Source organism: Ralstonia sp. 110700041-2, from assembly GCF_056280165.1.
Map to the genome: position 1 here is coordinate 72,932 of NZ_JBSFAI010000010.1, position 13,080 is coordinate 86,011.

Here is a 13,080-nt window from a genome sequence, read left to right on the forward strand (position 1 = left end):
ACCGCTCGGGCCAAAACGGGAACGGCCCGGGTCTACCAAGATTCAAAAACCCGCGCGGCACACAATAAAACCACGCCGCGTTTTTCATGGACGGAGACACCATGAACACCGTTGCCGACCGCAACAGCCTTACCGACCGCATCTGGCTGAAGTCGTACCCCGAGGGCGTGCCCGCCGAAATCAACCCCGATCGCTATCACTCACTGGTCGAGGTGTTTCGCGAATCGGTGGAAAAGTACCGCACCCGCATCGCCTACGTGAGTGTCGGCACCGAAATGACGTACGACGAGTGCGAACGACAAGCGAAGCAATTTGCAGCGTGGCTGCAATCGCGCGGCGTGAAGAAGGGCGACCGCGTGGCGATCATGCTGCCCAACAGCCTGCAGTACCCCGTGTGCCTCTTTGGCACGCTGCTGGCCGGCGCCATCGTCGTCAACGTCAACCCGCTGTACACGGTGCCGGAACTGGCGCACCAGTTGCGCGACTCCGGCGCGCAGACGATTGTCGTGCTGGAGAACTTCGCGCGCACGCTGGAGCAGGCTTTGCCCGGCAGCCAGGTGCGCAACATCGTCATCACCGGCATCGGCGACCTGATGGGCGGTGCGCTCAACCTCAAGGGCCGCGCGCTGAACTTCGTGATGCGCCACGTGCAGAAGCAGGTGCCACCCTACAAGCTGCCCTCGCCGGTCTGGCTGCGAGATGCGCTGGCCGTGGGCGGCTCGCGCACGATGCAACCGGTGCAACTGGCGCCGGAAGACATCGCCTTCCTGCAATACACCGGCGGCACCACGGGCGTGGCCAAGGGCGCGATGCTCACGCACCGCAACATCATCGCCAACCTGCTGCAGGCAGAAGAGTGGTCCAAGAGCATGCTCAACGGCGGCGTGGAAACCAACGTCACGCTGCTGCCGCTGTATCACATCTTCTCGCTCACGGTGAACCTGCTGATGTTCATGACGCTGGGCGGGCGCAATATCCTGATCGCCAATCCGCGTGACACCAAGCGCGTGATCTTCATCCTGCGCAACGAACGCTTCTCGGGCATTGCGGGGGTCAACACGCTGTTCAACGCACTGCTGGAAGATCCGGACTTCGCCAAGCGCGACTTCTCGGCCATGAAGATCACCATCGGGGGCGGCATGGCGGTGCAGCGTGCGATCGCGCAGCGCTGGAAAGAAGTCACGGGCCACACCATCGTTGAAGGCTACGGGCTGACGGAATGCTCGCCCGTCGTCTCGATGAACCCGCCGCACGTGACCGAATTCAGCGGCACGATCGGGCTGCCCGCGCCGTCCACCGAAGTGCGTTTCAAGCGCGACGACGGCACCATCGCGCCGCTGGGCGAACCCGGCGAACTGCAGGTGCGTGGGCCGCAAGTCATGCGCGGTTACTGGCAGCGCCCGGAGGAAACCGCCAAGTCCATCGACGCCGAAGGCTGGTTCTCCACCGGCGACATCGGGGTGATGGACGCCAACGGCTACATCCGCCTGATCGACCGCAAGAAGGACATGATCCTGGTCTCGGGCTTCAATGTGTACCCGAACGAGATCGAAGACGTGGTGGCGCTGCACCCCGACGTGCTGGAGGTGGCGGCCATTGGCGTGCCCGATCCGGTGGCCGGCGAGCGCGTGAAGATCATCGTGGTGCCGCGCACTGGCGCCCTGACCGAGCCCGCGCTGCTCGAACACTGCCGCGCCCATCTGACCGGCTACAAGATGCCGCGCATCGTTGAGTTCCGCCACGAAGAGCTGCCCAAGTCGACCGTGGGCAAGATCCTGCGCCGCGAGCTGCGCGATGCCGATCCGGACATCAAGCGCGCCCGTGCACAGGCGCAGCAATAACGCCAACACCGGAGACCTGCATGCATTTGCGTACCCTCGCCCTGGCCACGGTGTTGGCCGGCGCCGCACACGCCTGGGGCCAGCCTGCCGCGCCGGATGCTTCCGCGCCTGCCGCGGCCGCACAGACCGCCGCCCCGACCGCCGCATCGCAATCGGCGGCCATCGGCAGCTTTGCCGCGATGGATATCGCCAGGCAGACGGCTTGGCTCGGCAGCCAGGTCAACGCCAACGCGTTTGCGGGCTGGTCCGACGAAGACGTCCTGGCCATGGCGCATGCCATGAAGCCCGAAACGCTGGTGCGTTGGCTCAATGCCGAAGTGGCCAAGCTGCCTGAGTATGAATACCGCATGCGCCGCCAGGAACGCGTGAAAGACCAGTGGCAAAGCCAACCGGCGCTCATGCTCATCCGCTACCGCAACGCCCCACGGCAGGTCTACGCGCGCTGGCTCAAGGGCGGCGCGCACGCCGGCCAGGAAATCATCTACGACGAAACCGTGCGCAAGAACGAGATGTATGGCCACCTTGGCGGGCTCGTCGGCTTCGTGGCGATCTGGAGTGCGCTGGATGGCTCGCTGGCCAGATCGCAGTCGAACCACACGGCGCGGGAGCTTGGGCTGCAGTTCATCGTCGATACGGTCGAGCGTGACGGACGCGCCCACGTGGCAGCCGGCGGCAGCGGCAAGTTCAACGAAGCCAAGATGGTGACCGAAGACGGTGAACGCATGCTGCGGCTGACCTGGGATACGCCAAGCGGTCCGCCCACGTTCTACGCCAAGCGCGTGCGCCTGTATTTCGACCTCAAAAACCCGTGGGTGCGCATTGAAGAAGCGTGGGACGAATCGGGCAATCAGCTCGAGAAAATCGTCATTGAAAGCGTGACGCGCAAGACCTGGAACGACCAGACTTTCAACCCCAAGAATCCGGAATACAAGTTTTAGACCGCCGCCCGAAGACCGTTGTGGGCCAAGGCTCCGCCGACCGGCGGAGAGTATGAAATGAGACTAGGGGAAACCCCTTGTTGCGTGCGTACACGCTAGAGGAAAACTTCGGTCATCGCAGCGCAACCGAACAAAAGCGCTGCGCTATGCTGCGGAAACACAAATCGCCACACCAAGGCGTGATAACAATCCAATCCAGAGAGACAACCACATGAACCGCACCGCCCGCCGCCTTGCTGCAGCCATTGCCTGCGCCGCCGCCAGCACCCTTGCTGCCCCCCTGGCTCACGCCCAATCCACCGCAGAGGCCAACGTGGCCGCAAGCGCCAGCAATGGCAGCGGCAGTGGCATGAGCAGCGGTGGCGGTGGCGGCTTCAGCGGCTTCATGGACAACTACGTCTGGGGCCGCAACGTCATGGCGCTGGGCTGGTTCTACATCCGCCCGATGGATTCGGCCACGCCGCTGACCACCACCACCAGCGCGCTGGGCCTGGGCACCTACCAGTCGCCAGGAACTGACGTGAAAGTCAGTAACGCCAATACGCTGTCGCTCACGTTCACGCACTTCTTTAACGACAACATCGCCGGTACGTTCGTGGGTGGCGTTCCGCCCAAGTTCAACCTGTACGGCAGCGGCAATGTGATCGCGCCGGTGCCGGTGGTCGGGCCGCTGACGCTAGTCAACCTGGGCCTGCCGCAAAACAACCCGGTCGCCACCGTGCGTGAATGGAGCCCGGCGATCGTCGCGCAGTACTACTTCGGCACCAAGGAAAGCAAGCTGCGCCCGTTCGTCGGCGCAGGCGTCAGCTACAACTTCTTCACCAACCTGAAACTGAACCAGAACTTCGTCAACGGCCTGCAGAACCTGGGGCAGGTGCTGCAGCTGGGCATGGGCCAGGTTCCGACTGGCCCGGCCAAGGTGACGGCGGAAACGTCCAGCTCGTGGACGCCGGTGGCCAACGTAGGCGTCTCGTATGAGTTCGCCAAGAACTGGACCGCCATCGGCACGGTGTCTTACCTGCCGCTGAAGACGACCTCCACCATCACGATCCGCAGCCAGCAAGGCCAGGTGCTGGCGGTCAACAAGACCGACATCAAGGTCGACCCGATCGTGTTCGGCTTGGCTGTGGGCTACAAGTTCTAAGCCGCACAATTGCTCCATCGCAAGACGCCACCTCCGGGTGGCGTTTTTCATTGGGGCGCGACCCGATATCATGGCGGACTACTACGACGCGCCGTTTGACGCGCCGATTTCCGGATTCCTCGCCCCGAACCCACCTCACATCCATGAGCCAGCCTTCCATCGCCATCGTCGGAGCCGGCATTGCCGGTGTTGCCTGTGCCAACGCGCTTGCCGCAGAAGGCATTGCCACCACGGTCTATGAGCGCGCTGGCGGTGTCGGGGGCCGGCTGGCCACCACGGTGCTGCCCGAGTCCGCCCCGGCGTATGCGTTCGACCATGGTGCGCAGTCGTTCAACGTGCGCAGCGAGGTCTTCCGGCGCGCGGTGGATGCCGCTGGCCGTCAGGGCTCGGTGCTGCCGTGGCCCGCGCGCTGGGGCCATCGCACGATCGACGCCCTGCAAGCCGACTCGCGCGACGAAGCCCGCTACGTCGGCCTGCCCGGCATGGGCGCACTGGTGCGCAGCCTGGCCGCGCCGCTGGATGTGCGTTTCGGCCACGCCGTCACGCGTGTGGCGCACGATGGTCGACGCTGGACCATCGAGCGCGACGGCACCGACGCCGCGCACGCTGACATCATCGCCCTGGCCCTGCCCGCGCCCGAACTGCCTGCGCTGTTTCATGGCGCCACGCCGGCCTCGTTGCAGGAAGCCATCGCTCCGGTGCACTACGCCCCGTGCTGGGCGCTGATGATGGGTTTTGCGCAACCGCTCGGCTTGCCGTATGACGGCATCCGCATCGACGACGACATGCTCGCCTGGGCCGCCCGCGACAACACCAAGCCGGGCCGCGTCATGGTCGATGAATCCTGGGTGGTGCATGCGTCGCCGGGCTGGTCGGCCGCGCATGCCCAGGACACCCCCGAGCAGGCGCAGCGCGCCATGCACGCCCGCTTTGCCGAAGCCTTCCCGGGCACGCCTCAGCCCGATGTGATGGCTGCACACCTGTGGCCGCACGCGCTGGTCGAGCAGTCGGCCGGCGTGCCCTGCCACTGGGACGCCGCCGCCCGCCTGGGTGCCTGCGGTGACTGGTGCGAAGGCCCGCGCGTGGAAGCCGCGTTCCTGAGCGGTATTGCGCTGGCCGCCAAGATTGCCGAAGCGCTATAAGACTTCGCCCCGGAACGCTACAATATCGGGTTGTCTCGTGTTTCGTGTGCCGGGTCGCTCACCCGGCGGTGGCTTTCTCCTGACGACGCCATGCGCACCCGACGCCAAGTCCTCGCCCTAGCCTTTGCTGCCGTTGCTGCGGCATCGGCGCCGTTGCTGTCTCATGCGCAAGTCCTGCGCAACATTCCGGCGACGGCCCAGGCGGCCCAATTGACCGTCAATTCGGCCAATACCGGCACGCTGAGTACCGGCAGCACCGGCATCGTCCGCATCCTGCTGCTGGGCTTCGGAAGCAGCAGCGCCGATATCCGCTTTGCCCCGGGCGTGCGGATCCTGTCTCTGGACGGGCGGCTGCTGCCGCCGGGTTCGGTGGTCGGCCAGACGTTCAAGGTGCGCTATCAGCTCGACTTGTACCAGCAGTTGCTGACAGCCTGGGTTGTCAGCGATGACGACTACAAGGCTGCGGTGGCTGCGCAAAGTCAGGCGCAAACGCAGTCTCAGTAGTCAGACACCCCACGAAACACGTGCCCCCAGGTCAACCACTGTGAACGGCACATGAAAAAAGTCTTCATCAAAACCTACGGCTGCCAGATGAACGAGTACGACTCGGACAAGATGTCCGACGTGCTCAACGCCGCCGAAGGCCTCGTCCCCACCGACACGCCCGAAGATGCGGACGTGATCCTCTTCAACACATGCTCCGTGCGCGAGAAGGCGCAGGAGAAGGTGTTCTCCGAACTCGGCCGCGTGAAGGCGCTCAAGGCGCTCAAGCCGGACCTCGTGGTCGGCGTGGGCGGCTGCGTGGCCAGCCAGGAAGGCGCGTCCATCGTGGCGCGCGCACCCTACGTGGACGTGGTGTTCGGCCCGCAGACGCTGCACCGCCTGCCCGACCTGATCGCAGCACGCCGCCGCACGGGCCGCTCGCAGGTCGACGTGTCCTTCCCCGAGATCGAGAAGTTCGACCACCTGCCGCCCGCGCGCGTGGATGGCGCCAGCGCCTACGTGTCAATCATGGAAGGCTGCTCGAAATACTGCAGCTACTGCGTGGTGCCGTACACGCGCGGCGAGGAAGTCTCGCGCCCGTTCGACGACGTGCTGGCCGAAGTGGCCGGCCTGGCCGAACAGGGCGTGCGCGAAGTCACGTTGCTGGGCCAGAACGTCAACGCCTACATCGGCAAGATGGGCGACACGAGCGAGCGTGCGGATTTCGCGCTGCTGCTCGAGTACGTGGCTGAGATTCCGGGTATCGAGCGCATCCGCTACACGACCAGCCACCCGAAGGAATTCAGCTCGCGCCTGATCGAGGCCTATGCCACCAACCCGAAGCTCGTCGACCACCTGCACCTGCCCGTGCAGCACGGCTCCGACCGCATCCTGATGGCGATGAAGCGCGGCTACACGGTGCTCGAATACAAGAGCAGCATCCGCAAGCTGCGCGCGATCCGGCCGAACATCTCGATCGCCACCGACTTCATCGTCGGCTTTCCGGGCGAGACCGATGCAGACTTCGCCAAGACGATGGACCTGATTCACGAGATCGGCTACGACACCTCGTTCAGCTTCATCTACAGCCCGCGCCCGGGCACGCCGGCCGCGAACCTGCACGACGATACGCCCCAGGCCGTCAAGCTCGAACGCCTGAAACACTTGCAGGCGACCATTGAAGAGAACGTGGCGCGCATCAGCCAAGGCATGGTCGGCAGCGTGCAGCGCATTCTGGTGGAAGGCCCGTCGCGCAAGGATCCGACCGAACTGCACGGCCGCACCGAGAACAACCGTGTCGTCAACTTCGCCCTGCCCGATCTGCCGCAAGCGCGTCGCGACCAGCTGATCGGCCAGATGCTGGACGTGCGCATCGTGCACGCGTTCCCGCATTCGTTGCGTGGCGAAGTGGCCGAACAGCGTACGGCCAGCGCGACTCACTGATCATCAACACAACCCGACTTGATGAAACCCTCCATCGCAGAATTCACCGCGCCCAAGAACGACAACACGCGCCTGCAGAACCTGTGCGGGCCGCTGGACGAGAACCTGCGCCAGATCGAGCAGGCGCTGGACGTGACCATCAACCGGCGTGGCAGCAAGTTCACCGTGCGGGGCGCCAACGCACAAGGCGCGGCCAACGCGCTGGAGACGTTCTACAACGCCGCACGCGACCCGCTGTCGGTGGACGATATCCAGCTTGGCCTGGTGGAAACCCGCCAGGTGGCTGCGCACGGCGCTTACCTGCCGGAATCGAGCGCCGATACGCCTGACGGCAATGACCTGTCGCCGGTGCTGCATACGCGGCGCACCGATCTGCATGGCCGCACACCGATGCAGCGCGCGTATTTGCGCAACATCCTCTCGCACGACCTGTCATTCGGCATCGGCCCGGCGGGTACGGGCAAGACGTATCTCGCTGTGGCCTGCGCGGTGGATGCGCTGGAGCGCGACGCCATCAAGCGCATCGTACTGACCCGCCCGGCGGTGGAAGCCGGCGAACGCCTGGGCTTCCTGCCCGGCGACCTCGCCCAGAAGGTCGATCCATACCTGCGCCCCCTTTACGACGCGCTGTACGACCTGCTCGGCTTCGACAAGACCCAAAAGATGTTCGAGCGTCAGATGATCGAGATCGCACCGCTGGCGTACATGCGCGGGCGCACGCTCAATCACGCCTTCATCATCCTGGACGAAGCCCAGAACACCACCCCGGAACAGATGAAGATGTTCCTCACGCGGATCGGCTTCGGCTCCAAGGCGGTGATCACCGGCGACACCACGCAGATCGACCTGCCGCGCGGCCAGAAGAGCGGCCTGATCGAAGCGCAGCACGTGCTGCGTGACGTGCGCGGCGTGGCGATGACGCGCTTCACCAGCGTCGACGTGGTGCGGCACCCGCTGGTGGCCCGCATCGTCGAGGCCTATGACGAATTCCATGCCCAGCATAAAGATGCATAAGGACGCCTGAACGTGGCTAAAGCAAAAACCGATACCAAAGCAAAAACCAAGAAGACCCAACCCGCGGCCGCCGAGTCATTCGGCCCGCGCGTCGACGTGTTCGACGCCCAGGGCAAACCCAGGACGGTGGATGCAAGCGCACTGCGCATTGCCTTTGCCGATGGCCGCAGCCTGATCCTCGGTCTGCCGAATACCGTGGATGGGCCGATCACCCTCGTTGCCGAGCACGCCGACGCCGACACGCACGCCATGCTCTCGCTGCGTCCCGAGCATCACGACAGCATCACGTTGCGCATTGAAACCCAGCCCGCCGAATTGGCCGACTCCACGGAAGAAGCCTTCGACGACGACACCGCCGGCGCCGAGATGCTCACGCTCGACCTGACGGTGCAGTACGGCGATGAACTCAAGGCTGCCGCTCGCAAGGCGCTGCCCAAAGAACGCGACATCGAGGCATGGATCGCCCCCGCGCTGTTTGCCGATGCGCAACTCAACGTGCGCTTTGTCGGCGAAGAAGAAGGTCGCACGCTCAACCGCACCTACCGCGGCAAGGACTACGCGACCAACGTGCTGACCTTCTCGTACGCAGAGAGCGCGGAAGACCCGGTCTCCGCCGACATCGTGCTGTGCTGCGCGGTGGTCGAAAAGGAAGCGAAGGAACAAAAGAAGCCGCTGCTCGCGCACTACGCGCACCTGATCGTGCACGGCGCGCTGCACGCCCAAGGCTACGATCACGAAGATCCGGCCGATGCGAAGGAAATGGAAGGCATCGAAACGGAGATCCTCCGCGACCTCGGTTTTGCCGACCCGTACTCAGATCGTTAAAGCGCCACGCGCTTGATGCTCAGACGCCGGCTTCGCGCCGGCGTTTTGCTTTTTCATGTTCCATTCTTGCAGCATGCCGTTTCAACGGTGAATCAACCCGCATTGAAGAAAACCCAGTCCTGACAACGGTTTCCGGGTTTTCCTCCGCCATTCGGCGCATGCTCGCGCCGTTCGAATCGCGCATACACGTCGCACAGGCCGTCCGCCATCCGGGACCCTTGCTGCTCTCCGTATGGCGCATGGGTTTTGCCGTAGCGATTTCTATCCTCCACGCATAAGCCGCCGCTCGAGCGCGCTTCACGAATTCGGCGCAAACGAGCGCCATCGGCCAGCCCGCGCACAGACGGGCAAGGCCACCGCGGGGAGGTCATCATGCGTCAACGCTTCATGGACAGCATTCCGTGGGCCACGCTGCTGCTTGGCGTGGGTGTCGGCACGGCGCTCGCGGTCACGCCGCGCATCGCACACGCTGATCACAAGCAATCGTGCTATGCGGGCATCGTCGTCGTATTTGACGGCGCGTGGCATCCGGGCGCGGTGGTTGGCTGCCGCACGGTCAACATCTCCGACAGCAACAACGTGGTTGGCGCCGAGGTGAACCTCATGGTCGCGCAAGGCACCATCCGGCCGCGCGTGCAGGCGGTGATCGGCAGCACGAGCGTGCAGGCACTCGTTGGCGGCGGCTACGACTTTGCGAGCAGCAAGGCGCTGGTGGGCGTCGGAGCCACGGGCGACCACTGGCTCGCCGGCGTCGACATGGAAATCGCCGGACGTTGGACAGCCTACGGCGGCGCGAGCACGCTGGGCCGGTATCACAGCAATTCGCATCCCGCAGACCCGGCACCGGCGGCGACAACGCCGACTGGCAACAACGACGCACCGCCCCCCGGCGGCAACAACACGCCGCCGTCCAAGCCCAGCCCGACACCGGCTCCCGCACCCGGTGCGTCGCCCAGCCCTGGCCCCACGCCGGCACCAACACCGAGCCCCGGGCCTAGCCCGTCGCCGACTCCATCGCCTAGCCCGACTCCGAGCCCGACTCCGAGCCCAACACCGACGCCCGCCCCGACGCCGACGCCGAGCCCATCGCCGTGCGGAAGTTGCCACGGAGGCGGCCACCACCACGGGCACGACCACGATCATGACCACAGCGGCGATCACGATCATGGCGGCGATCGCAACCACGGTGGCGACCACAATCATGGCGGCGACGGCAGCCACGGCGGCGATCATGATCACGGCGGCGATGGCAACCACGATCACGGCGGCGATGGCAACCACGGTGGCGATCACGATCATGGCGGCGGCGGCAACCACGGTGGCGATCATGATCATGGCGGCGATGGCAACCACGGCGGTGACCACCATCATGGCGGCGATGACAACCACGGTGGCGATCACGATCATGGCGGCGATGGCAACCACGGTGGCGATCACGATCATGGCGGCGGCGGCAACCACGGTGGCGATCACGATCATGGCGGCGGCGGCACCCACGGCGGAGACCAGGACCGCGGCGGCGAGGGCGGGCACGACTGACCGCTTCCCCCCTTGGCAGATCGGCCGTCTTAACGCGCCCGAGCCCGGCCTCCAGATGTGAAATAAACCGCACTTCTGGAGACCTGGCGGCCACCCTGCGTCATCGGGACGGCTGGGCTTTTGGTGTATGCTGGGCCGATGTTTAACGACGCGCGACCGCGCCATGAATGATCCGTATCCCAGTCCGAAGCCAGCCGACAAACCCCGTACGCTGCTGGAACGCCTGACCGACCTCATCTCGCCCGAGCCCGAATCGCGGGCCGAGTTGCTCGAAATCCTCCAAGACGCCCATGCGCGCAGCCTCATCGACGCCGACTCCCTGTCGATGATCGAAGGCGTCTTCCAGGTCTCAGACCTGTGTGCGCGCGACATCATGATCCCGCGCGCGCAGATGGACGCGCTCAACATCGCCGACGCGCCGTCAGAATTCATCCCCTTCGTGCAGGAAGCCGCGCATTCGCGCTTCCCCGTCTACGAAGGCAGTCGCGACAACATCATCGGCATTCTGCTCGCCAAGGATCTGCTGCGCTTCTATACCGATGAAGACTTCGACGTGCGCGACATGCTGCGCCCGGCCGTATTCATCCCCGAATCCAAGCGACTGAACGTGCTGTTGCGAGACTTCCGCGTCAACCGCAACCACATCGCCATCGTCGTTGACGAATACGGCGGCGTGGCAGGCCTCATCACCATCGAAGACGTGCTGGAGCAGATCGTCGGCGACATTGAAGACGAATACGACTTCGATCAGGAAGAAGACAACATTCTGCCGACCGCCGATGGCCACATGCGCGTGCGCGGCCTGACCGAAATCAGCCAGTTCAACGAAGCATTCGGCACGCATTTCTCCGACGAAGACGTCGATACCGTGGGCGGGCTGCTGTCCAACCACCTGGGCCGCGTGCCGCACCGGGGCGAAAAGATCGTCATGGGCACGCTGCAATTCGACGTGCTGCGCGCCGATGCGCGCCAGGTGCAGGTGCTGCTCGTGCGCCGCCTCACCACGCCGGCCGGCGGCAATGCCACAGCCGACACCTCTGGTTCTCACCCCGCCTGATCCCTCCGTGCCCGCTCAGTTCTCTTCCCCTGCCGCACCATCCCGTCGGCAGGATGCCCAAGCTGTGCCGCTCGCGCAGTTGCGTTTCGCGATGCCGCTGGCAGCGTTGCTTGGCATCATGCATACGTTGTCGTTTGCACCGAACCACTGGTGGTGGCTGCAGATCCTCTCGCTCACGGGGCTGGCCGCGCTCGTGCAGCGCGCAGCGCGCCTGCGTGAAGCGGCGTGGGTCGGATATGCGTTCGGGCTCGGCTGGTTCCTGTCGGGCGTCTGGTGGCTCTATATCAGCATGCATGTCTACGGCGACATGCCGGCATGGATGGCCGCGCTGGCGGTGCTGCTGTTTGCCGGATACCTGGCACTGCATCCGGCGCTGGCGGTGTGGGCATGGCAGTGGCTGACGAGACGCGGGCGGTGGTCCGGTACCGCATCCGCGCTCATATTTGGCGCGGCATGGGCCGTCACGGAATGGCTGCGCGGCACAGTCTGGACGGGCTTCCCCTGGATCAACGGGGGCTACGCGCACACCGATGGCCCACTGGCCGGCTACGCGCCGCTGGTGGGCGTCTACGGCATCGTGCTGATCGCCGCCGTGCTGGCCGGCCTGCTGTGCGTCGCGGCCGAGCGCCGCCTGCATTGGCTGGCGGGGCTCGCCGGTGCGCTCCTGCTGGTGGCCGGCTGGCCGCTGCACGGCATTGCGTGGACGCAGCCGACAGGCAAGCCGATCTCCGTACGCCTCTTGCAGGGCAATGTGCCGCAGGACGTGAAGTTCCAGCAGACCGGCATCGAGCGCTCGCTGGAGCTGTACACCAAGATGGTCACCGAAAAACCCGCGCAACTGGTGGTCACGCCCGAGACGGCCTTCCCGATCATGATTCAGGAGATGCCGCAGGAGATCGCGCTGGCTATCCGCACCTATGTGGATACCACCGGCTCAAGCGTGCTCTTTGGAGCCGCCAGCGAGGACTCGCGCGTCGACTACACCAACAGCGTGTTCGGCGTCGGCCCGCAATTCCAGGGCGTGTACCGCTACAACAAGCACCACCTCGTGCCGTTCGGCGAGTTCATCCCCTTCGGTTTCCACTGGTTCGTCAACATGATGAACATGCCGCTGGGCGACTTCAGGCGTGGCCTGCCCGTGCAGCCGCCCATGGCGGTGGCCGACCAGCGCGTCGCACCCAACATCTGCTACGAAGATTTGTTTGGCGAGGAAATTGCCGCCTCGCTGCGACATGCGGATCAGCCCGCCACGATGCTCGCCAACGTGACGAACCTGGCGTGGTTTGGCGACACGATCGCGCTGGACCAGCACCTGCAGATCTCGCGCATGCGCGCGCTGGAAACGGGCCGTCCGATGCTGCGCGCCACCAACACGGGGGCGACCGCCGTGGTGCGGCCCGACGGCAGCGTACAGGCCCGTCTACCGGTCTTCACGCTTGGCACATTGCAGACTGACGTGCAAGGCACGCAAGGCCTGACGCCATTCGTGCGGACCGGCAACGCGCCCGCGCTGGGCCTGGGCGCGCTGGTTCTGCTGGTGGCATTCGTGCGCCGCCGCCGGGCTTCGGCAGATTGATCGTTCAGCGTCCGGAGGGCTTTCGAGCCACTTTCCGGAGTCGCTGACAAAAAACGCTAAAATTCAACGTTTTACGGC

Annotated in this window: 12 protein-coding genes; 11 read left to right on the forward strand and 1 reads right to left on the reverse strand. The window is 65.1% G+C overall.

Annotated features, from left to right (window positions below; genetic code table 11):
• The first annotated feature begins 101 nt into the window (after positions 1-101).
• The 8 genes from ACUXH0_RS16005 (at position 102) to ybeY (ending at position 8,830) form a co-directional block, all read left to right on the forward strand.
• On the forward strand, positions 102-1,841 hold the full coding sequence (locus ACUXH0_RS16005) for a long-chain-fatty-acid--CoA ligase (protein ID WP_004635499.1): 1,740 nt from the start codon (positions 102-104) through the stop codon (positions 1,839-1,841).
• Positions 1,842-1,861: 20 nt separating this feature from the next.
• Positions 1,862-2,779, forward strand: coding sequence for a DUF1571 domain-containing protein (locus ACUXH0_RS16010; protein WP_182594198.1), 918 nt, complete (start codon positions 1,862-1,864; stop codon positions 2,777-2,779).
• Between the two features lie 211 nt (positions 2,780-2,990).
• Entirely contained in the window at positions 2,991-3,923 is a 933-nt protein-coding gene (locus tag ACUXH0_RS16015) for an OmpW/AlkL family protein (protein ID WP_004635503.1), read from the forward strand.
• Positions 3,924-4,066: 143 nt separating this feature from the next.
• Positions 4,067-5,065 carry an NAD(P)/FAD-dependent oxidoreductase gene (locus ACUXH0_RS16020; RefSeq protein ID WP_182594199.1) on the forward strand — a complete coding sequence of 333 codons (999 nt, stop codon included), beginning with the start codon at positions 4,067-4,069 and terminating at the stop codon, positions 5,063-5,065.
• A gap of 90 nt (positions 5,066-5,155) precedes the next feature.
• A complete protein-coding gene (locus ACUXH0_RS16025) occupies positions 5,156-5,569 on the forward strand; it encodes a hypothetical protein (protein WP_182594200.1) in 414 nt (137 codons plus the stop codon).
• A 51-nt stretch (positions 5,570-5,620) separates the two neighbouring features.
• Entirely contained in the window at positions 5,621-6,991 is a 1,371-nt protein-coding gene (miaB, locus tag ACUXH0_RS16030; RefSeq protein ID WP_004635509.1) for a tRNA (N6-isopentenyl adenosine(37)-C2)-methylthiotransferase MiaB, read from the forward strand.
• Positions 6,992-7,012: 21 nt separating this feature from the next.
• On the forward strand, positions 7,013-8,005 hold the full coding sequence (locus ACUXH0_RS16035; RefSeq protein WP_182594201.1) for a PhoH family protein: 993 nt from the start codon (positions 7,013-7,015) through the stop codon (positions 8,003-8,005).
• Between the two features lie 12 nt (positions 8,006-8,017).
• Positions 8,018-8,830: an rRNA maturation RNase YbeY gene (gene ybeY, locus ACUXH0_RS16040; RefSeq protein WP_182594202.1), complete on the forward strand. Its 813-nt coding sequence runs from the start codon at positions 8,018-8,020 to the stop codon at positions 8,828-8,830.
• A gap of 19 nt (positions 8,831-8,849) precedes the next feature.
• On the opposite strand, the gene ACUXH0_RS16045 is transcribed toward ybeY, so the two are convergent.
• Complete coding sequence (locus tag ACUXH0_RS16045; RefSeq protein ID WP_182594203.1) at positions 8,850-9,014, reverse strand: hypothetical protein; 165 nt, start codon at positions 9,012-9,014, stop codon at positions 8,850-8,852.
• A 188-nt stretch (positions 9,015-9,202) separates the two neighbouring features.
• Here ACUXH0_RS16045 and ACUXH0_RS16050 point away from each other — a divergent pair, with 188 nt between their 5' ends.
• The 3 genes from ACUXH0_RS16050 to lnt all read left to right on the forward strand — a co-directional run bounded on the left by ACUXH0_RS16050 (position 9,203) and on the right by lnt (position 13,002).
• The gene (locus ACUXH0_RS16050) at positions 9,203-10,369 is read left to right on the forward strand and encodes a hypothetical protein (RefSeq protein WP_182597370.1); all 1,167 of its coding nucleotides are present in this window, start codon (positions 9,203-9,205) and stop codon (positions 10,367-10,369) included.
• Positions 10,370-10,532: 163 nt separating this feature from the next.
• Positions 10,533-11,426: an HlyC/CorC family transporter gene (locus ACUXH0_RS16055; RefSeq protein ID WP_004635518.1), complete on the forward strand. Its 894-nt coding sequence runs from the start codon at positions 10,533-10,535 to the stop codon at positions 11,424-11,426.
• Positions 11,427-11,490: 64 nt separating this feature from the next.
• Positions 11,491-13,002, forward strand: coding sequence for an apolipoprotein N-acyltransferase (lnt, locus tag ACUXH0_RS16060; protein ID WP_182594229.1), 1,512 nt, complete (start codon positions 11,491-11,493; stop codon positions 13,000-13,002).
• Positions 13,003-13,080 lie beyond the last annotated feature (78 nt).